This is a genomic window from Pseudoselenomonas ruminantium (genome assembly GCF_900142515.1).
Lineage (GTDB): Bacteria > Bacillota > Negativicutes > Selenomonadales > Selenomonadaceae > Selenomonas_A > Selenomonas_A ruminantium_D.
This window is the reverse complement of sequence record NZ_FRBC01000009.1, coordinates 1-21,549: the sequence shown is the minus strand read 5'-3', so window position 1 is coordinate 21,549 and position 21,549 is coordinate 1. Positions and strand designations below refer to the sequence as shown.

Genomic DNA, 21,549 nt, shown 5'->3' with positions numbered 1-21,549 from the left:
TTTTTTTGCATCCCCGACGTGTTCTTCTCACTACATTGCCACAATCGTAATATCGTTGGCCTCGGCCAGGGCGATGACCTCGTCCCGCTCGACAAAAAGCGTGGCATCCGCCTCCATGACCAGGGCTTTGGCCTTGACTTCCACCATCATCTGCATGGTTTTCAGCCCCACCGTAGGTACATCAAAGCGGCTGTCCTGCTCAGGCTTGGCCACCTTGGCCACCACAGCGCCGCCGCCCGCCAGCTTGCCGCCCCGCAGGATGCAGGCATCCGTTCCCTCGATAGCCTCGAGGGCCATGACAGCCATATCCTTGACCACTACCGTCTGCCCGACATCCATGCGGCCAATCTCCTTGGCCATCCGGAAGCCGAACTCCATGTCCTTGCGCTCAGCCTCCGTCGGCTGACGCTTCGTGAGCACGCCCTTGCCCGGCATCAGTTTCCGGATGAGTTCCGTCTGATCGAAAACCTCCACATCGATCTTCCTGAGCTCATCAATGATGGCCAGCATGATCGTATCGTCTTTCCGATCCGGCACCCGCATGAGGATCTGCATGGCCTTGAGATCCGGCAGCGTCTTCTTGGCAAAGAGCACCTCCTTGGTGACCTTGCCAATCATGGTGACTTTATGGATATCGTTCTTCTTCAGATGCTTGAGGATCTTGCCCACTTTCATCACATGGATTTCCTGATAATCATCGGCAAAATCTCTCAGGCGCTGGTCTGTGTCCGGCAGGAGCGCCACGGCATAAACCTCATAACCCAGTTCCTTGGCCGCCCGGGCAATCTCCACCGGCAGGGCTCCAATCCCTGCCAAAAGTCCAATCCGCTCCATTACAAACCTCCACAGCTCCTATTTCTTGCTAAAAAATCAATCTCTGTCGTCCCGGCGTTCCCGGCAGATGCCGCGATCCGCATTGCGCAGGAAACGCAGCAGGTGATCCACTTCCTCACAGGAAGGAACTTCCTGTTCGATGATTTCCACCGCTTTCTGCAGGCTCAGGCCCGAGCGGTAGAGAATCCGATAAGCCTGTTTCAGGCTGCGGCGGGAAGCCACTTCAATGCCAGCGCGGGAGATGCCCACGCTGTTGAGACCTGCCACCTTGGCCGGCTGGCCAGCCACAATGGTGAAGGGCACAACGTCCTGCACGAGGCGGCTCATGCCACCGATCATGGCATTGCGGCCAATCTTGACGAACTGATGGACGCCCGTCATGCCGCCGATCACAGCCCGGTCTTCCACCACGGCATGGCCAGCCAGGCTGGCCAGGTTGGACATGATGACCCGGTTGCCGATCACGCAGTTATGTGCCACATGCGTCAGCGCCATCAGCAGGCAATCGTTGCCGATACGAGTCTCTTCGCCTTCACCGGTAGCCCGATGCACCGTAGCACCCTCGCGGATGACCGTGCGGTCACCGATGGAAGTATAGCTCTTCTCACCTTTGAACTTCAGATCCTGCGGTTCTTCACCGATGGAAGCGCCCTGGAATATATGGCACTCCTTGCCGATCTTCGTCCAGCCGGTAACGACTACATGCGGGCCAATGACCGTGCCCTCATCAATCTCCACGTTGGGGCCAATCACGCTATAGGGACCGATCTTGACGCCGGCAGCAATCCTGGCACCATCTTCAACGATTGCCGTGGGGTGTATCTGTGCTTGCGCACTAATGGTTTCCATGCTCATCTCTACAACTCCTTATAAAAACTCTGTCAGCTTCAACCTCTGACAGCTTCTTTGCTCTGTCTTTCTAAATACTCCCAAATTGACCTCTAATTCTCTCACATTCTCTGACAGCAAATCCAGGCGTTATCTGAGTTGAACAAAGATTATCGTTATATTTCAAGCTAACATCACATATTTTCTTCTTTTTTCATGGCAAACTTAAAGTCAGCCGATGCCACCAGCTGGTCGTCCACGTAACCATCACAGTGCAGCACGCCGAAATCCCCGCGCACTTTCACGATATGCGCCTTGGTCACGAGCTGGTCGCCAGGGACTACCGGGCGCTTGAACTTGATGTTCTCCATGCCGCCGAACATGGCAATCTTGCCGCGGTGTTCTTCCGGATAAAGCATGGCCACGCCGCCGACCTGAGCCATTGCCTCCAGGATCAGCACACCGGGCATGATGGGATGCCCCGGGAAATGGCCGGCAAACTGCGGCTCATTCATGGTGATATTCTTGATGCCCGTAGCGGATTGGAAGGGTTCAATCTCAATAATCCGGTCCACCAGCAGCATGGGCGGACGATGGGGCAAAATCTTCATAATGTCAGTAATTTCCAAAACCATTTTTATTCCCTCTTCCTGTTAAGTCTCTTAACCTAAGTTATTCTGCAGCATCTTGGCCAGACTGGTATTGAGTGCATGACCGGACGCCACCGCAATCACATGACCGCGGATGGGGCCAGCCAGACGCAGGTCACCGATCACATCCAGGATCTTATGCCGCACCAGCTCGTCCTCAAAGTGCAAAGGATTCATCCAACCTTCGTCATTGTAGACGATCACGCTCTCCAGCGTCCCGCCGAGGCCCAATCCCATGCTGCGCAGAGCCTCGATCTCCTTCTCATAGGCAATGGTGCGGGCCGGCGCGATTTCCTGCTCATAAAGCTCCGGCGTGATCTCGAAGTTCTCATACTGTATGCCGATCAGCTTATGGGGATTCACCGAGGTGAAGCTCACCCGGAAGCCATCATAGGGCAGGACCATCACAAAGCGATTATGTTCCTCATCATCAATGCGATAGACCTTGTCGATCACGATTTCCTTGCGCTCAGCTGCCTGCTCCTGCACCCCTGCTTCCTTCATCGTCCGGAAGAAGGCCAGGGAACTGCCATCCGCCACCGGAGGTTCTTCTGCATCGATCTCGATATAGCAGTTGTCAATGGCGAGTGCGTGGAAAGCACTCATCAAATGCTCAATGGTGAAGACCTTGCAGCCATTTTCCTCCACGGTGGTTGCCCGCATGGTGGACGTGACATTAGCCGCGGTCGCATGGATCTGCGGTCTGTCCTCCAGATCCGTGCGCACAAACACCAGGCCGGTATTTTCCGGTGCCGGCTTCAAAACCATGTGCACCTCACGGCCGGAGTGCAGGCCTACACCGGTATAATGGGCTTCGGCCGCCAAAGTTGTCTGTTGCAAATCGATTCCTCCCGATCTTTCCTTATATCTTATTCGCGTTCCGTTCCATATTCCTCACGAAGGGATTTCCAGCGGTCATGCAGCCAGAACCATTCCTCCGGATACTTGCGCACATGGGCCTCAATGGCCTTGTTGATGATCTGGGTCGTGCGCCGGATATCCTCCCGCTTGTCTGCGGTCTTCTCCACATAGATGGCATCCTGTATCACCAGGGTATGCCGGCCATGCTCATCCCGATGCATGAAGGATGGGAAGATGGGCACATCCTGGAAGCGGGCCATCGAAGCCGCGCCCGGCGTGCAATTGGTCGGCTGACCAAAGAAGTCCAGGATGACTCCATCCTTGATGGTCGTATCCTGATCCATGATGAGGCCGATGAACCAGCCTTTCTTCAGCATCGCAAACATTTCCCGCACACCGGTCTTGTAAGTGATATGCATGCCAATCATGGTGCGGTATTCATTGATGAACCGGTCTGCTGCCGAATCCTTCTGTTTCATGGCGACGCCCACCAACGGGACACCGGCCATGGCAAAGGCTCCGCCCAGCAGTTCCCAGTTGCCGCTGTGCGCCGCAGCGATAACACCGCCCCGGCCGTCTGCCAGCGCCGCCTGCATCTTTTCCAGCCCCTCGATGTGCACATACTGTTCCGGGTCCTTCTTGATGACCGGGAAGCGCAGCACCTCAAACAGCATGGGGCCGAAGCGCACGGTACTGGCCTTGGCAATGCGGACAGCTTCAGCTTCATCTGCGCCCAGACACTTCTTGATCTGGTTCACGGCCAGCTGCTTGCGCTTTCCGGGAATCACCAGCCAGGCCAGATTGCCCAGGGCAAGCCCCAGCAGCTCGCAAACACCGCGTGGCAGAAGGCAAGCCACAAAGCTGATTGCTTTCAAAACATAGTACAACAAAGGTTATCCCTCGTATTTCGCCAGCTTTTTCTCCAGCTGCTTGATTTTCTTGTTCATTTCCGGCAGGTGCTTCATCAGTGCCTGCATGCGCAGCCACTCGGTATGGGGCTGCACCGGGAAGCCAGCGCAGAACACACCTTCGGGCATATCCCCGATGATGCCTGCCCGAGCCGCATAGACGGAATTGGCGCCGATATGGATATGGCCAACCGTACCGGTCTGGCCGCCAAAGGTCACATTATGACCTACGGTGGTCGAGCCGGAGATGCCCGTCTGCGCCACGATCAAGCAGTTCGCACCGATCTTGCAGTTGTGGCCGATGTGCACGAGATTGTCGATCTTCGTGCCCTTGCCAATGACGGTTGCCCCCATAGCGGCGCGGTCAATGCCATCATGGGCACCGATCTCCACATCATCCTCCAGCACCACGATGCCTACCTGCGGCACCTTGGTATGCACGCCGTCTTTGGTCGTGAAACCAAAGCCATCGGAACCGATCACAGCCGAGCTGTGGATCACGCAGCGCTTGCCTACGCGGCAGTATTCCCGCACGGTGGCATTGGAATAGATCACCGTATCGTCATCGATTTCCGCATACTGGCCGATGTAGGTATGCGGATAGATCACCACATTATCACCGATCACGGCATGGTCATCCACCATGGCAAAAGGCATGATGGTGACATTCTGCCCCAGCTTGACATCCTTGCCTACATGGGCCTTATCGCTCACGCCCACAGGACGCTCCAGCTTCGGCGTGAAGATGTCCAGCAGCTTGGCAAAGGCGGCCCGGGGATCTTCCACATAGAGTGCCGTCTTGGGGAAATCCGTCACGCCTTCGGGCAGCATGACTGCGGCTGCCTTGCAGGTCTTGGCCTTTTCAATATGGGGTTCAACGGCAAAGGTCAGGTCATTGGCGCCGGCACCATCGATATTATCCAGGCCGGTGATTTCCACACCAGCCTCACCTGCGACACGGCCACCGACAATTTCTGCAATCTCTTGCAAAGTTTTTTTCATCTTGGTACTCCCATCTTACTGCAGCTGGGCAATGACATCATCGGTCACGTCCACAGCCCCGGTAATGGCTACCGGCTGATCCGAGCTGTTATTCACGACTGCATCCAGTTTCTTTTCCTTGCTGACAGCGGCCAGAGCCACATCCATCTTCTGGCGCAGCTGCAGGGAATAGGACTGGTTGAGGCCCTGGATCTTGCGCTGGCTGTCCATCTGTGCCTTCTGCAGGTCTTCCTGGCTCATATTCGGGTTTTCCTGCATCTTCTTCTGCAGGTCAGCGCTGGCCTGGCTCTGCGCTTCCTGGATCTTCTGGTTGCCCTCTTCCACGAGGCTGCTGATCTGCGGAGCCTCCTTGGACACCCGCTCACCATCTATATAACCAATCTTCGTCTGACCGCAGCCGCTGGCCAGGGTTGCACAAAGGAGTGCCATAATGGCAGCCGCTGCTGTTTTTTTACGTAACTTCATGATCAATTCGCTTCTTTCTCTCTAAAAATAAACGTTATTGCAGATTCTTGAGTTCCTGCACGATTTCATCGGTCACATCTTCCGTGGCAATGCCGATGGCGATGCTGTCCCGCGGGGCAAAGTCGTCCACGCCAGAAGTCCGGGGCAGGAAACTCTGCAAGGTCTGGGGATGATGCACCAGGATCATGGTGAAATGATGCAGGATTGCCACCTTGGCTGCCTTGCCGGCCACATCATTCAGGATATGGGCTTCCAGGGCAGCCAGTTCACTTTTCTTCTCCGCCAAAAGCTGGCGTTTTTCCAGGCGCTGCTGAACCTTCACCGCAGCTTCCTGCTGTTTCTGCAAGGCTTCAGTATTGCGACTGTCCGCTTCGCTCTGCTTCTGCAGGGCAGCGGCCATCTGCTGGTTCTTCATCTCAGGCAGCTGCGAACGCCACTTCTCCAGCTCCGGGCCAAGGACCTTCTGCACATACGCTTCAATCTCGGCCTTATAAGCCTTCCACATCTCGTACTGGCGCCGTCCGCGCTCAGCCTGCAGCTGGCTGCGCTGATTCAGCCAATCCTCCCGCTCGCGGGCAATGCTTTCCTTGGAATCCAGCGGATTGTGCATGGATTCCTGGTTATCCAGTTTGATATTGAGGTTCAGGATGGCATTGAGATACTCCGCATCGATGGCCTGCCGCCGGGCCTCAAAATCAGCCTGCGTGTTCTTCTTGTATTCCTCCCGCAGGCGCTGGGCCTTGCGTTCCAGTTCCGCCCGGCTGCCGATGACATCAACGGCATTCTTCTGCCAGACCGATTCCTGGAACGGCTCGTCCATCAGTTTGGGCGGCTGCAGGGAAAGCAGTTCCCCCACATCATTGGTCTCCAGCTCCAGAAGCTCGCACTCAGCCTGCATATCCTTGTATTTCTCATAATCGGGATGCGCCGCCAGCACCTTCTGCCAGTCGATCAGGCCGGTATCAGCCGCCACGCTTTCCTGGGGAGGCGGCGCCTTGGGAACCAGCAGTTCCCGTGCCAGCCAGGCTCCCAACAGGACAAAAACGAGAGCCACGATGGCGCCGACAACGATATTGCGGCCCCGTTTCTTCTTTTTCTGACCTTCGTCCCTGTTCTCTTCCATGACTGCCCCCTCTTCTCATTGTCAAAAAAGCCTCCCCCATACGGGGGAGGGGAACCGCCAAGCGGTGGAAGATGCTCAGCTAGCTATCTCAATGCCTCTTCCGTCAGCCTGCGGCTGACACCTTCCCCCTAGGGGCAGGCTATCATATCTCTTTTATTTGCTGACCTGCTTCAGGACATCCTGCGTGATGTCTACGCCACCGTAAACCACAGCACCTTTGTCGAGCACTACGGACAGGCCTTTCTGTTCAGCGACCTTCTTGACGGAATCTTCCACGCTCTTGGTGATGGGTTCCATCAGTTCCTGGTTCTTCTGCTGCAGGCGCTGCTGGGTCTGCGTGTAGTAATCGCGCTTCTCGTTATCGTTCATGTTAGCAGACTTGGTCTCGAATTCCTTCTGTGCTTCCTGGACAGCCGTCTGCATTTCATTGGAAGCAGCCTGAACTTTCGGATGCTGGCTCATCACCTGGCTGTAATCCACTACGCCGACATTAGAGCTGGCTGCGCTGGCCATGTTCGGGCCGAACTGCGTGAGTGCCATAGCCACGACGGAACCTACGAATGCCAGTGCAATCAGAATGCTGACAATTTTAACCTGTTTTTTCTGCAATTTTACCATTTCAAAATCTCCTTTTCCCATATGGGATTGTTTAAGAGTGAGTATTCCACATACGTGGAACATTATAACAAACTCTTATTTTTTATTCAAGATATTCGCCTAAAAATTACCAATCAGCCGCAGCCAATTTTGGTCATGATCAAACACATATTCCATGCTCAGGAAATCATGGAGGCGGTACCGGACCGCCGCTTCGCCCAGATGATCTCCCCGGCGGTATTCATAACGCAGGAGCCAGCGGGCTGACAGCTGCTGTGATGCCGTATAGATGAAGCTCTTCTGCCGCAGGTCATAACGCAGGCCCAGCTGCCGCCCGCCATGCAGGTCATAGCGGTAACCCAGCTGGTAATCCCAGGAGACCTTCTCCGGCCAAAAGCCGATGAGCAGGAACAACTCGTCCCGCGAGCTCAGCATCTGGCCGGCATGCAGGCGCAGGAGCATGTTCTTGTCACTATCATGGGACTTGTCCCCATGGCGGCCCACATCGAGCCAGCCACTGAGCCGCAGGCGGTAACGTGACGTATCGGAGCGGCTCATGATATGGCTGCGCTCGGCAGGCTCGATCTCCACCCGGGTCCGCATCTTCAGCAGGGAAAATTCCGGACTGCTATCCAGGGAACTGGCAAACTGCGCGGCCAGTTCCTCCCGATGGCGGCGGACAAAGCCCACCGGCACCCCGACGATATCATTGACCTGATTTTGCATCAGGTCACGCCGCGCCAGCAGGATGCTGTTGGGCAGGGTATCCGAACGCATGGACAGATCCACGGTACGCACCACTGGCAGCCGCGGATAGACCGTGAGTTTTACCTTCGCCTCTGGTTCCGGCAGCAGATCAAAATCCGCCCGGAACTCCGGCAGATGTTCTGCCAGATACGCATTCACATGCTGCTTCAGGATGCCATTCGTCCAATCCGCCGCGGCCGTAGGCAGGCCCGTCAGGGTTTCCCGGAAGGCGCCTTCCACGCCGGCCAGATCGGTGCGCACCAGTCTCTCTATGCGAGGCGGCATCCCCTCCACCGCAGTATCCACCTGGACAGACCGGATGGTTTCAGACCAGGGCATCAGTTCCACGCGCACCGTGGTCACCGGCGCTATGTCCAGGCTGACATGGCCGACCGTATAACCGACCAGCACCTTGTCAAAGACCTCATGGATCACTTCTGCATAACTGCCCTTGGCCGCTTCTGCCGCCGCGACGTCCTTTCCTTCCAGCAGCTGGCCGGCGATGGCCGCCACACTGCGGTTCATACGTTCTGCCACCAGCGGCGGCAGATTGCTCTGCGCAAAGGTCTCAGCCTGCACCGCAGTCACCCGTTCCGCTGCCGCTACCGGCCACGGAAGCAGCCAGACCAGCGCTGCCAACAGCACCACAGCAAGATGCCTGAGCATTTAGAAGGTGCCGCCTACAGAGAAGTGCACGCGGCCGCCCTGGCTGCCACGGCCGTAGTCCAGGCGCAGCGGACCGATAGGCGTATTGAGGGCCAGGCCCACACCTACGCTGCCGTGGATATCCTTCTGGGCCGGCATCAGGTCCTTGCTCCAGGCAGCGCCCCAGTCCGTGAAGATGGCGCCCTGTACCTTGGTGACGATGGGGAAACGATATTCCACCGTAGCCAGTCCCATGCGCGTGCCGCGGAACTGGTCTTCACGGTAACCGCGCAGGCTGCTCTGGCCGCCGACCTTATACAGGTTGAACTCGGAAATATGGCCGCGGCCTAAGCCGTACTGGCCGCGCAGGGCCACGACCTGGGCATGTCCCACCTTGAAGTAACGCTGGTCTTCAATGGTGCCCTTCTGGAAATCGAAATCTGCACCCAAACCGGCGATTTCACCGGACAGGCTGATGCGTCCGCCTTCCGTGGGGTTATAGATGTTATCGCGGGTATCGGTAACATGTTCGAGCGTGATGCTGCGGGTCGTGCCGAAGTTGTAGTCGCGCCATGCCTTGCCTGCAGCACCGCTGCGGTCACCGGCCAGACCGTTTTCCGTATGACGCTTGTAAGCGTCCTTGCGGTTGCGGAAGGTGATGTAGTTCGTGGAGTATTCGCTGACCGGACGGCTCAGGGTGATTTCCCCGCCACTGTACTTGCGCATATAACTCTCATTCAGATTACCCTTCGTGTTGTAATCACTGTACTCATAGGTACGGTTATAGAGGCGCAGGGTTCCTGCCGTCTCTTTCTTGTCGAGATAGGGATGGCGCCAGGAGAACGAATAGCCCTGTGCATCATCCGCGTCGCCGCTCTTTTCATAGGTCACGTTCACGGCATCACCCGTGCCCCGGAAGTTCGTATCACCGATGCTTACCATACCCAGGATACCATCTGCCGTACTGTAACCGGCACCAATGCCAAAGGAACCCGTACGCTTTTCCTTCACATCCAGTTCCATGATGACGGCATTCGGCTCTACGCCCGGGTTCATCTTGATGTTGACGTCTTCAAAGAAGCCCAGGTTGTAAACGCGCTGCATGGAACGGCGGGCCATTTTGGAATTGAACGGCTCCCCGACCTTTTGGCGCATCTCACGCAGGATGACGTAATCCTTGGTCTTGGTATTGCCCTTGACCTTGTAGCCCTCCAGGATGCCTTCATTGACACGCAGGATCAGGTTGCCATCCTTGTCCACGTTCATATCCGTGACCTTGGCGAGAATATAGCCGTCCTTGCGGTACATCTCCTTGATGGCTTGGACGTTCTGCTGCAGGTTGCGGCTGTTCAGGATCTCGCCTTCTTTGACCGTCACCGCCGACATCAGCGTAGCTGTCTTGATCACCGTGTTGCCCGTGATGGTGATGCTCTTGATCACAGGATTTTCCAGCACATGATAAGTCACGACCACACCTTCCGGCACCTTCTCAAAGGTGGGGAAGAGGTCATAGAAATAACCCGTATTGTAAATGGCCTCACGGTCGGCATTCAAGCCTTTCACCGTGAACATATCACCGGTCTTCATCGACGTCGCAGCCTTGGCGGTGCCTTCCGTCAGTGCCGTAGCGCCATCAAAGACCGTATCCACGATGGTCTGGCCTTCAAATTGCTTGCTGTACTTTTCAATGAAGTCTTCATTGGGACGGTTCTTGGCCCACTCGCTGGTGCGGGGATCTTCATTCTGCCGTTCTTCCTGGCCGGCAGACTGATCCGTCTGGTTCGTCTGGGCAGCCTGGGCAGACTCTGCCGGGGCTGCTGCATCAGCTGCAGGCGTTGCTGCCCCGCTGGTCTCTGCTGCGGGAGAATTGTCCTTTGCCGCATCCTGAGCTTCAGTGGCTGGTGCCGGTTCGCTCTGGGGTGCACTTGCACTGGTCTGCGCCGCTGCCGTGCTGCTGTCTGCAGGCTCGGTGATTGCCGGCGCATTGGCTGCTGACATCTCATCTTCGGTTGCTGCCTGGCTCATGCCGGGCACAGCCGCAAAACTAGTAGCCAGCGCCACCGCGCAAGCTAAAAATTTCCTGTTCTTCATGTTGCGTTTGTACAAAGGTCAAACCTCCCAATATCACTTTTTCACTGCCGCAGGATCTTGCCTGCGGACTGCATAAGCTGTTGTTTATCTACATCCGGTACCTTTGGCGGCACGGGCTGTCCTTGCGGCGCAGCCATGCCTTGCGATACAGGCGCAGTCTTTTCCACCGGCGGAGCAGGACTTGCCTGTTCCGTCACTTTTACCGGCGGTGCAGGCTGTGCTTCGGGCTGTGCCGAAAAATCCGGTCTGGCGGGAACCGCCGGCGGGGTTGTTTCCGGCAGCTTTGCCGGCTCCGGCATATCCCCCTGCCGGTCAGCAGTCACAGCCGGGACGGCCGGCGTTGCCACCGGCAGCGTCACCGCCTTCCACCAGCAAAAGCCACCAGCTATGCCCATAGCCAGCAGCAAAGCCGCCAGCCGGCCTCCCCATGAGGATAACCGGCGGGATTGCGGGCTTGGATCCATCTGTGCCAGCTCCGCCTTGGCCAGCATCAGCTTCAAATCCCCCTGCACGTCCTTTTCCCGGGCCAGAGAGTCCTCTGCCTTGCCGAGCCAGTCCCGTGCCGCCCGGATATGATTCCGCTGTGAACGCCTGTCCATATGCGCCCCTCCATCGCTCACCTAAAATCTCCAAATCTACATTTACAATCGACGAAAGGAGCCCTGCCTTCACACGATTTGTCCGCCTGTCAGCAGGCAATAATTGTGCTCAGCACAGTTTTTCAGCGTTTTTCTGCTTATTTCTACTGATTTTAATAAAATTTCACCAGTTTTGCATAAATTTAGCCAGCATTCCCCGGATGCGGCGTATGCCATTTTTCTGCAGGCGGTAGACATGGCCGGGACTCAGTTCCATGTCCTCAGCCACGGCCGCTACATCCCGGCTGCCCAGGAATACATTCTCCAGCACCGCCTTTTCCTTGACCGGCAGGCGCGCCATAGCCGTGCGCAGGCGTCCCACCAGCTCATGGGTCTCAGCCTGCTCCGCCACGGTAGGTGACGCATCCATCAGGTTTTCCTTCAGGCTCACGCCGCCATCCTCCAGCCAGACATCCATGCAGGGACTGTCGGAGCGGCCTTCCCTCTGCAGGAAATCCAGCATCCGTCCGCGGATACGGTGGACAGCAAAGAGGCTGAACGCTACCCCCCGTGCCGGGTCATAGCGTTCCACGGCCTCGATCAGGCCCACCGTCCCCTCCTGCACGACATCCATGACATTCTGCAGGCTGCGGAAAGGCAGGGCCTGCTTGAATACCAGCGGCTGATACGATTCGATGATCTGGCGGCGGGCATCTTCATCACCGCATTCCTTATAGGCCCGCCAGAGTTCAGCCTCCTGGTCCCGGGACAAAGGTCTCACCCGTTGTAATTCTTCTACATATTGTTCAAAGCGCAAATCAGCCACCTCCTTTCAGCCGGCATGCAATCAGAACGGGATACGGGCTTCCACGCCAAAGATGTACTCATTGGCTTCCCGTTCCACGGTCAGGCCCCAGCGATCATCCAGATCGTACTGCACACCATAGCGGTTGATGTTGTCACCACCAAACCCCTTGATGTAACGGAGCATGACCTTATCTGTAACATATTTTCCCATAGAAACATTAAAATCATATTTGTTTTCGCTATTTTCTTTTTCTGCCCGATTATTATCGAAGGCCGAACCATTGCCGCGGGAAATGGAGAACTTGTCCAGCAGCAGGTACTGGCGCATCATGGCCTCCATCTCCGACAGGAAGCCCATCTGCAGGCCCACGACCAGCAGGTCACCGGCATCCATATTGGCCTGCCCCTCCTTGTAGGCATCACGCAGCGTCAGGAGCTGGATGATCTGGGTCTGGCTCATTTCCGGACTGGAGGAAAGCTTCATCTCCGCTGCCCCCAGCGGCCCCTTGACCGACAGGAATACCCGGGTCCGGCTCAGCTTGGTATCGGCAAAGAAGTCGATACTGGGCAGGAAGGATGCCACCTGATTGAAGTTGGCAATGCCTTCGCGGATCTTGAATTCCGTCTTCAGATAGTTGATGGTTCCGCCCCGCTTCACCTGCAGGGAACCGCTCATCTTGGGATGGCTCGTGATCCCGCCGGCATGGAAGCCGCCAGTGAGGTAGAGGTCATAGAGATACGGGGTATAGAAATGCACCTTGTCCCCGACATTGACCTGCACATCAAGAACCATTTCCGGCAGCTCACCCTCCCCTTCGGGAATGGTGGGCACACTGACCTTGCAGCGGTCAAAATCGATATGTCCGGCCAGCTTCGGCAGATGCTGTCCGTAGAAATCCGTATCGGTGAGGAACAACTCGCCGTTCAATGGCCCTTCAAAGAAGCTGCTCTTGATGCCCAGCTGATCCACGAGCAGGGAAAAATCATAATGCTCAGGCTCCAGGCCGTTCAGGGTCAGCTTGCCTTTGAGATTATAGGAACCACCGCCCATTTTACCAGAAAATTCCTCAACTGTCACTTGTTGGCCGCGGAAATTCACACGCGCTGCCATATCGGTGACAGGGTCTTTGATATCCTTTATTTTCACCGCACCATTCGGAATGGTGATGTTGCCGTCAAACTGCGGATGCGACAGGGCGCCATGGATCTTCAGCTCGCCCTCAGTCGCGCCCACCGCCCAGTCGATCTGCTTGGAAATGGTGGGCAGCAGGGACAGGTCCGCATTCTGCAGGCCGATGGTCAGCTGGATCTGCTCGAAATCTTCCAGCCATTCATCTGGCTTGGCCGTCAAGGCCTTCAGCGGCACGATGCCCTTGGCTGTAGCGGCGCAGTCTTTCTCGCCGACCTTCTTGTCCACCCGCAGTTCCGTCAGGTCGATCAGGCCGTTTTTCAGATGAGCTTCACTGCTCAGGGTATCGAAGGAAGCCCCCTGGAAACCGCCGTTGACCGCCTTGACCTTGACATCCGCGGCCGGATTATGGGTATAGCCGCCCAGCACGGCGTCGATGTCCGCCGTACCCGTCACGCCCCGGGCCTTGATGCCGGCCAGGCCGGTGAACATGCCCAGTTCCAGCTGGCTGGCGGTGAGCTTCGCATTGATGGGACCACCGATCTCCACCGTGCCATCGGCGGCAAACTTGCCGTTGTCGCCCTGGCTGCCCTGCAATTTCTTCACATAAACCACATTGTTGAGCAAGCGCAGATCCAGTTCCACGCCATGAATGTCATAGCCACCCGCTATGCCTTTGTCGATCTTGCCCGACACCTGCGCCGTGGGATTATGCGCCGTGCCGCTGATATGGGCCGTAAGGTCTGCCGTACCGCTCAGGACATCATTCTTCTTGTCCAGCAGCGCAGCCAGGCCGGCCATATCCACCTTCTGCAGCACCACATCGCCCAGGACAGCATCGGTATCGGTATGATAGGACAGCTCCATATCGTAACTGCCGCCATTCTGTTCAAAGCCGAAATGGTCAATATCGAAGCTCTTGCCGCGGTACTTGACCATGCCCCGCAGATTGGTGACGGTCTCACCATTAGCCTGGATTTCCGGGAAATCCAGGATGCCGTGGAACTCGGGGTCATTTGCCGTACCGCTGATCTTGCCCTTGAAAGTGCCGTGGCCGCTGATATCATAAGGGAGCTTATGCTTCACCCGCGTGAGGTCGATATCCTTGGCCACCACTTCCATATCCAGCGCCTGATTATCCGTGGTTATGGTCCCGTTGAGCACCATGTCGATCATCGGGGAATAGGCATGGAAATCCTGCAGGCGCAGCCGGCCATTCTCCAGGAAATAGTCACCATCCATACCGGAGAGCAGCACGCCATGATAACTGCCCCGATAGAAGTGGATGTATCCCACAGCCTGCGGGTTGTCCAGCGTTCCTGTCACCTTGATGATGTTGTCCACATTACCCGTGATGGGCTGGTCGGGCGCGATCAGGGCAGCGATATCTTCCATGCGGGCCCCCATGGTATCGAGCTGGAGATTGACCTTCTTCTCGCCCGTGAAGCCCACAGAACCAGCAGCACGCCATACCTCTTTGCCGCCCTTCTCCATGAGGAAATCATCGATGCCCACGCCGTCCAGACTGCCGCTGGCCTTGAATTTCAGGCTGTCAAAGGGCTGCTTGAAGATCGAGCCTTTAAGCCCGGAGAACTTGATTTCCACCTGCGGATTGGCCTTATCACCATGAACGGTGCCCTTGAAATCCGAGAGGCCCGAAAGCTCCAGCCGCGGGTCCAGATTCTGCAGCAGGGAAAGGTCGACATGACCGCCATAGAAAGCCAGATCCAGCTGAGCACGCCCGCGCATGTCCCGGATCGAGCCTTCCAATCCCAGACTGCTGTGATTGGGCATATTGACGCTCAAATAGTCCACGATCAGATCGTCATCGGCCAGATAGAAGGACGTGCTCGCCCGGTCGATGGTAAAGCCCTGATAAGCAGCATTCTTCACCGCTGCCGTGCCATAAAGCTGCAGGGTGCTCAAATCCGTGCCCGTGCCATTGCCGCCGATGTCAACCGACACCCGCCCGCTGACTCCGGCCAGTTCCGGTACAAACGCTGCCCCCTGGGCAGCATCGATATCATCGGCCTTCAGATGGACCGTGTACCCCAGGTTCTCCGTGGAGAGCACGGCCTCACCACTGGCCTTGCCTCCGCAGAGCTGAGCAGAGAAATTCCGCACAAAGACGTTCTTGTCCTGATAGCGTACATTCGCCCGCGCCCCGGAAAAAGCGATGCCCGCAGCCTGGCCCTGCGGCACTTCCACGCTGCCATCCACACTGGGGTCTTTGATGTCCCCGGTCACCTTGACCGCGAAGCGGGCCGCACCGCTGTAGGGAATATTCGTCAAGATCATGCTGGGATCGAAGGACTCCGATTCCGCTTCCAGGTCCAGATAGGGCCGGGTGGTCAGATTTTTGATCTTGCCATGCACCTTAGCCTGCTGCCCGGCAGCTTCGGCCTGCGCGCTCAGGAGGATTTCCTCATTGGTGAAGCTGGCATGCGCCTGGATAGCCTCAATCGTGGTTCCATCCACCTGCACCTTGCCATCTGCCAGATCCCCCTCACCGCTGACGAAAAGATCCCCATCCCGCCGATAAGCGTGAATCTCTGCCTGCGGCAGCCGGCCTTCCTGAATCTCCACATTCTCTGGAATAAGCCCGGCAGGAACCAGCGGCAGATACTTCTCGATATCCAGTCCGGATACCTTGGCATTCAGGATCTGGCGGGTATCGGAAATAACCGCATTGCCCGCTACAGCCGTCCCCTGATTCTTGGCGGCAAAATCAGCCTTGTAAACGGGGAAGTCCGCGCAATCCACCGAGGCGGCCACATCCGTCAGGGCCAGTTCCTGTCCTTGGCGGCGCACATTGATCCTGGCATCGTCCACCTTGATCCGGCCATGGAATTCCTGGGAGGATTTTTCCTGGGAGATCAGATCCTCCACATTCCAGGTGCCATCACTGCGCTCGGTCAGCTGTGCATCCACGCCGCTGACGGCAATCTCACTGATGGCATCAGCAGGCGTTGAAAGCGCAGAAAGCAGGCGATAGCTAACCCGTGCCGAATCGGCACGGGCTATGAGCTCCGCCTGCTTGTCATAAATAGCCAGATCATGCAGTTTCAATTCATGAAGCGAGTCCACTTCAATCCTGCCAATATCCACCTGTGTTCCCAGGGCCTGGGTAGCCAGTGCAGCAACCTGCTCACCAGCCTGTTGCATGAAGTTATTCGTCTGCACATAGTACCAGAGAGTGCTGACCGCTACGACAGCGGTAAACACACCTCCTATCATCCATGTTTTCCCCTTCATTTCATTCTCCCCAATAGCCCTTCATAGGCATGTATTTTTCAATCCGCTGTCAGTTTGCCATCTCACCAGCCACATCTGCCGTGCTGGCCGGTTTCTCCGGTGCCGGCGCAGATGTGCTGCTCTCTGCCGGTGCACTTTCCGGTGCAGCGGCAGGCTTATCCTTCTTATTGGCCTTCTTGTTCTGGTTCTTCTTCTCGGCTTTGGCTGCCTTAGCCGCCTTGCGGGCTGCCAGTTCCTTTTCCCGCATGGCCTTCACTTCAGCCTTGGATGCCTGGATGGCTTCCGGTGTGAGTTCCAGTACCGGATTGTCCTTGAGCTTGGCATCTTCCCGAGCCTGCTTATACTTATTGCCTTCTATCTGGGAGGCCTTGTATTTGGCCACATCAATATCCACTGGCACGCCCATTGCCTTATCGAGCGCTGCCTTATTGACGTTGTAGCTGTAGAGCGCCGCATTGTAATTCGTGCTGGCCAGCGTCATCTTCTCCGTGGCGTCCATGACGTCCAGGTTGGTGCCCACACCGGCAGCATAGCGCACATTGGCGATCTTGAGGTCTTCCTGCGCCTGGGCCACAGCCTTCTCCGCGGTGCTGATATTCTTCTCTGCCGCTTCCAGATTGAGCAGTGCCGTGCGCACATCGAGCTGGATGGTCTCATCCTGTGCCTTCAGCGCTTCCTGTGCCTTGATCAGCGAGGCTTCCGCACTATGGACGCTGGCAGAAGTCACGCCATTGTCGAAGACATTCCAGTTGGCGGTAGCACCGATCGTCCAGGCATTGCTGTGATCCGCGCGGAATTCCCGCTTGCCCTCTATGGCCTTCGAAGCCGAAGCCGACACCGTCGGATACCAGCCGGCCTTGGCGCTGTTGATGCCCGCTTCAGCCTGTTTCACCGTATAGTAAGCGGCAGCCCCATCTGCACGGTTCTGCAGCGCATAGTTCGTGCAATCGCTGAGTTCGAATTTATAGCTGGGATGCTGCAATTCATCTTTGATCTCCAGCATCGTATCCGTGGGCAGGCCAATGAGGTTATTGAGCGTCGCCACGGCGATATCATAGTTGTTCTGCGCACTGACCAGAGACTGCTGGGCATTGGCCAGGTTGACGCTCGAAGACAGCACATCCGACTTGGCAACGGTGCCCACACGGTACTGGGCATTTACGTTGTCGAGGTGTTCCTGATAAGCCCGGACGGTATCTTCCTGCACCTTGATCTGATTCTGGTAGTTCAGGATGTTGTAATAAGCTGCCGTAGCCTGATAGCGCACAGCCTGCTTGGTGTTCTCCAGCGTCACGTCAGCCGCATTCACCCCATAGCCGGCGGAATCAATGCCGCTGCGCAGGGAGAAATTGTAAAGGGGAATGGACGCAGAAGCACTGTTGGTGAAATAAGAATTATCCCCTCCGTGGTTAAGCGCCAGCGTATCATTGACCCGGTTGTAGCCGGAAGACAGCGACAGCGTCACACCGGTCTGGCGGCGATAGTTGGACAGGTTCCATTTGGCAGCATCCACCCCGGCCAGTGCCTGTTTCACACTGCGGTTGTTCTCGAGCGCCATCTGCACGGCATCATCCAGATTCAGCTGCACGCGGTTGGCCGCGTCCGCAGAACCGACGGAAAAAGTCATGAGACCGCCCAAGACAAGAGCAGTCAGTTTTTTATAGAAACGCAATTTATTCATTATAATTCCTCCTCAGCAAAGGTTAATCTATCGTTCAGCCTCAAAAGGCCTGCTTGATTCCCAAATAAGCGGCACGACGGTCACGGTCGTTGACGTTCTGCCACTGCCCCATCAGCCAGGTATCGTCCTTCAGGCGCCACTGTGCGCCCAGACGCACATCCACATCATCGAGATTGTAGGCATCGGCAGAGAACTTGAAGTTCTGGCCCGCATACGCATCGAGGCCCACGCCGGCATCACCATGGATGACCCCGGCCCGCGCGGCCAGATTCCCACGGCGCTTGCCCACCTGAAAATCCACGCGATTGGATTCACCGGCGTCCTCCAGGCCCACGTTCAGGAATGCACCGTTATCATTGCCGGCCGTAAAGGAAAAATTCGTATCCCAGTCATGGGCTCCACCACTGTAGAGAACCGACATCTCCCCGGAGGTCCGGATGGATTCCAGTTTCTTCTTGGCCCGCTGGGCTTTCTCAGTGATCTCCCGGGCATTGTGGATCGTGGCCTTGACATCTTCCACGGTCTTTTCGTCATGCGTCACCTTGGCGATGTCTTCCGAAATCAGCCGCACCTTCTCACTGGTCTGGGTGATATTCTCCAGCGTCAGCCGCAAATTTTCAGCGGTCTGCGGGTCAGCGCCCACCGTCGCCAGATTGCTTACCATCGCTTCCACGGAATTCATGGTGCGGTTCAGGCTGCCCGTAATGGCATTCATGTTCGTCAGGATCTGATTGATATTGCCCTGATTGGCCTGCAGCATCGCATCAAAGGCTGCCATCATGCCATTCAGGTGCGCAGTGGCATCCCGCATATTCACAGCCATCTGGACGATGGAGGACTGGAAATCCCCATTGCCGATGATGTTGTTCATGCTGGTCAGGAGTTCCTGCGCCTGTATCATGATCTTGTTGGCATTCTGGAACATCTCGTCCATGCCGGCCTCATCCGTGCCGGTGAGGTAATCTCCTTCGGACAGATAGCCATTGGCGCTATCGGCAGGCGTGATATTGATGTATTTGTCGCTCATGATGCCAGAAGAACCGATTCCCACCTGCGATCCTTTGGGAATCTGTACCCCCTCGTTGATCTGCATGGTCACGGTGACCCCCCTGCCATCATTTTCCACGGACTTGACCTTGCCGATGGGCACACCGGACAGCCGTACGAGAGACTGCGGTTCCACGCCGGTAACCTGTTTGAAGCCGGCATAGACCGTATAGCCCTTATCCCCGCCCAGCTTGAAACCGCTCAGCATGATCACCACGCCGGCGAGCAATGCCAGGCCCGCTAACGTAAAGGCTCCTACCTTCGCTTCTACATTCATGCCCGCTGTTCCTCCTTTTTTGCCTTCCGCGTATGCAGGGTCCTGAAAAAGGCCTGCACCCGTTCATCCTGAATCTGTTGGAAGCGCTCCACCGTATCCACGGCGATAAGCTCGCCTTCATAGACCATAGCGATCCTGTCGGCAATGCGGCAGGCACTGGCCATATCATGGGTGACCACCACAGAGGTCACTCCTAATTTCCGTTGCATGTCCACGATAAGTTCGTCAATCTTCGCCGTGGTCAAAGGATCCAGCCCGGAACTCGGCTCATCATAGAAGATGGTCTCCGGCTCGATGGCGATGGCCCGGGCCAGGCTCACGCGCTTCTTCATGCCGCCAGAGAGCTCTCCAGGCATCTTCGCTTCCACGCCGGGCAGGCCTACCAGTTCCAGCTTCTCACGGACGATCCGCCGGATCTCTTTTTCCGGCAGATGCCTGTGCTCCCGCAGGCCAAAGGCCACGTTCTCACCCACAGTCATCGAGTCAAAGAGCGCCGAATACTGGAAGACCATGCCCATATGGAGCCGTACCTTGTCCATCTCTTTTTCCGAAAGCCGGCTGATCTCCCGCTCACCGATATAGATCTCACCCTCGTCGGGACGGATCAGCCCCACCAGGAGCTGCAGCAGCGTGCTCTTGCCGGAACCGGAACCGCCGATTATCGCCAGGGTTTCCCCGGTTTTGATTTCCATATTGATATCATGCAGGGCATAATTGCCATCATAAATCTTACTAACATGGGACAGCCGGATCATCGGTACACCTCAGTAAAATCAATATAAGATAAACGTCAGCAGGGCATTCAGGATGAAGATCACGATGATGGAGGTCACCACCGTACGGGTGGTGGCCTTACCTACCCCCTCAGCGCCCGCCGGGCAGTGCAGACCGTAATAACAGCCCAGCACAGCGATGACGTTGCCAAAGAAAATTGCCTTGATCATACCGCCGGTAAGATCAAAGGCCTCGGCGAAAATATGGATGGAGTTGATGTAACTATACGAGCTGATGCCGGAATAAAACACCGCCACCAGATAACCACCCAGCACGCCAATGACATCGCCAAAGACGGTCAGCAGCGGCACCACCATCATGCAGGCCAGCATCCGCGGCACGATCAGGTAATTGACGGGATTCACCGCCATCACCCGCAAGGCATCGATCTGCTCGGTTACTTTCATGGTGGAAATCTCTGCTGTAATGGCAGCTCCCACCCGTCCGGCACAGACCACCCCCACCAGTACCGGTCCCAACTCACGCCCGATGGCAATGGAAATAATCCCGCCAACGGTGCCCTGGGCTCCAAATTGAATCAATATATCCGCCGTCTGCAAGGCAAAGACCGCACCGGTAAACAGCAGGGTCAGGCTCACAATCAGCAGGGAATCCACGCCCAGATGGCTCATCTGCGTCAGGATATGCCCGTAACGGGGCCGCCGGAAAAGCTCCTGTATGGTCTCACGATAAAGAAGCACGATGGTGCCAAATTCTGCCAGCCGCGCCAAAACCCAGGCGCCCACAGCTTCCAAAACCCGCATCCAACGTGCCTCCTCTCACTCAAAAAACACTAATTTTTTCCACCCTTTGATTGTAACAGGCAAAGGGCAATTAGTAAATATAAGTGTACTATTTTTTTGTCAAAATTTCAAGTTATTTCCCTCAAACATCCACACAGATAAATTGCAGTTTATCAATGCGAGCCTGAATAAAATTTGTTACAGCTCAGTGGGGCGGCGGTGGGAATACTTTTTCGCCGCTCCACTAAATGACCCGCCAGCAGAATTACGCATCTTCCAGCTACCTGCGCCGGGCAGGCCAACGGCGCTCCAATCAACGAAGCTTCCAGCAAATGCTGTTTGCGGGCCAGCCTTCACTTCGTTCAGGCAGTCGTTCCGTCGGCGAAAAAGCATCCCCACCGCCACCCAAAGATACGCACGTAAAGACCACTACGCCTTTGCTGTAAGGTGCAAGCACATCGATGTTCTTGTTACAGGAGAACCGAGTTCGTGCCAATTGCCAAAATC

At 56.3% G+C, this 21,549-nt stretch carries 19 protein-coding genes; all 19 read right to left on the bottom strand.

Annotation, left to right across the window (positions count from 1 at the left end):
* Window positions 1–30: 30 nt before the first annotated feature.
* Window positions 31–834 (bottom strand): LpxI family protein, encoded by an 804-nt coding sequence (locus BUB68_RS06035; RefSeq protein ID WP_073089070.1) that lies wholly within the window; start codon window positions 832–834, stop codon window positions 31–33.
* 36 nt (window positions 835–870) lie between these two features.
* Window positions 871–1,689 carry an acyl-ACP--UDP-N-acetylglucosamine O-acyltransferase gene (gene lpxA, locus BUB68_RS06030; RefSeq protein WP_081371885.1) on the bottom strand — a complete coding sequence of 273 codons (819 nt, stop codon included), beginning with the start codon at window positions 1,687–1,689 and terminating at the stop codon, window positions 871–873.
* A 167-nt stretch (window positions 1,690–1,856) separates the two neighbouring features.
* Complete coding sequence (gene fabZ / locus BUB68_RS06025) at window positions 1,857–2,297, bottom strand: 3-hydroxyacyl-ACP dehydratase FabZ (protein WP_073089068.1); 441 nt, start codon at window positions 2,295–2,297, stop codon at window positions 1,857–1,859.
* Window positions 2,298–2,324: 27 nt separating this feature from the next.
* Window positions 2,325–3,152: a UDP-3-O-acyl-N-acetylglucosamine deacetylase gene (lpxC, locus tag BUB68_RS06020; RefSeq protein ID WP_178139474.1), complete on the bottom strand. Its 828-nt coding sequence runs from the start codon at window positions 3,150–3,152 to the stop codon at window positions 2,325–2,327.
* A 29-nt stretch (window positions 3,153–3,181) separates the two neighbouring features.
* Window positions 3,182–4,063, bottom strand: a complete 882-nt coding sequence (locus tag BUB68_RS06015; protein WP_073089063.1) for a lysophospholipid acyltransferase family protein — start codon at window positions 4,061–4,063, stop codon at window positions 3,182–3,184.
* 3 nt (window positions 4,064–4,066) lie between these two features.
* Window positions 4,067–5,083: a UDP-3-O-(3-hydroxymyristoyl)glucosamine N-acyltransferase gene (gene lpxD, locus BUB68_RS06010; protein ID WP_073089060.1), complete on the bottom strand. Its 1,017-nt coding sequence runs from the start codon at window positions 5,081–5,083 to the stop codon at window positions 4,067–4,069.
* 15 nt (window positions 5,084–5,098) lie between these two features.
* Window positions 5,099–5,548: an OmpH/Skp family outer membrane protein gene (locus BUB68_RS06005; RefSeq protein WP_073089058.1), complete on the bottom strand. Its 450-nt coding sequence runs from the start codon at window positions 5,546–5,548 to the stop codon at window positions 5,099–5,101.
* A gap of 34 nt (window positions 5,549–5,582) precedes the next feature.
* The gene (locus BUB68_RS06000; protein WP_073089056.1) at window positions 5,583–6,671 is read right to left on the bottom strand and encodes a coiled-coil domain-containing protein; all 1,089 of its coding nucleotides are present in this window, start codon (window positions 6,669–6,671) and stop codon (window positions 5,583–5,585) included.
* Window positions 6,672–6,824: 153 nt separating this feature from the next.
* Entirely contained in the window at window positions 6,825–7,289 is a 465-nt protein-coding gene (locus BUB68_RS05995; protein WP_073089054.1) for an OmpH/Skp family outer membrane protein, read from the bottom strand.
* Window positions 7,290–7,388: 99 nt separating this feature from the next.
* Complete coding sequence (locus BUB68_RS05990; RefSeq protein WP_073089052.1) at window positions 7,389–8,681, bottom strand: acylphosphatase; 1,293 nt, start codon at window positions 8,679–8,681, stop codon at window positions 7,389–7,391.
* On the bottom strand, window positions 8,682–10,751 hold the full coding sequence (locus BUB68_RS05985) for a BamA/OMP85 family outer membrane protein (RefSeq protein ID WP_256625804.1): 2,070 nt from the start codon (window positions 10,749–10,751) through the stop codon (window positions 8,682–8,684).
* A 41-nt stretch (window positions 10,752–10,792) separates the two neighbouring features.
* Window positions 10,793–11,350: a hypothetical protein gene (locus BUB68_RS05980; protein ID WP_073089050.1), complete on the bottom strand. Its 558-nt coding sequence runs from the start codon at window positions 11,348–11,350 to the stop codon at window positions 10,793–10,795.
* Window positions 11,351–11,513: 163 nt separating this feature from the next.
* Window positions 11,514–12,146 (bottom strand): sigma-70 family RNA polymerase sigma factor, encoded by a 633-nt coding sequence (locus BUB68_RS05975; protein ID WP_073089047.1) that lies wholly within the window; start codon window positions 12,144–12,146, stop codon window positions 11,514–11,516.
* Between the two features lie 30 nt (window positions 12,147–12,176).
* The gene (locus BUB68_RS05970) at window positions 12,177–16,502 is read right to left on the bottom strand and encodes a translocation/assembly module TamB domain-containing protein (RefSeq protein ID WP_081371884.1); all 4,326 of its coding nucleotides are present in this window, start codon (window positions 16,500–16,502) and stop codon (window positions 12,177–12,179) included.
* Window positions 16,503–16,569: 67 nt separating this feature from the next.
* Window positions 16,570–18,201 carry a TolC family protein gene (locus tag BUB68_RS05965; protein ID WP_073089043.1) on the bottom strand — a complete coding sequence of 544 codons (1,632 nt, stop codon included), beginning with the start codon at window positions 18,199–18,201 and terminating at the stop codon, window positions 16,570–16,572.
* A gap of 40 nt (window positions 18,202–18,241) precedes the next feature.
* Window positions 18,242–19,525 carry an MlaD family protein gene (locus BUB68_RS05960; RefSeq protein WP_073089041.1) on the bottom strand — a complete coding sequence of 428 codons (1,284 nt, stop codon included), beginning with the start codon at window positions 19,523–19,525 and terminating at the stop codon, window positions 18,242–18,244.
* The gene (locus tag BUB68_RS05955) at window positions 19,522–20,280 is read right to left on the bottom strand and encodes an ABC transporter ATP-binding protein (protein ID WP_073089038.1); all 759 of its coding nucleotides are present in this window, start codon (window positions 20,278–20,280) and stop codon (window positions 19,522–19,524) included. The genes BUB68_RS05960 and BUB68_RS05955 overlap by 4 nt, the downstream gene beginning before the upstream one ends.
* An 18-nt stretch (window positions 20,281–20,298) precedes the next feature.
* Window positions 20,299–21,063, bottom strand: a complete 765-nt coding sequence (locus BUB68_RS05950) for an MlaE family ABC transporter permease (protein ID WP_073089035.1) — start codon at window positions 21,061–21,063, stop codon at window positions 20,299–20,301.
* Window positions 21,064–21,240: 177 nt separating this feature from the next.
* Window positions 21,241–21,435, bottom strand: coding sequence for a hypothetical protein (locus BUB68_RS15410; RefSeq protein ID WP_073089032.1), 195 nt, complete (start codon window positions 21,433–21,435; stop codon window positions 21,241–21,243).
* Between the last annotated feature and the right edge of the window lie 114 nt (window positions 21,436–21,549).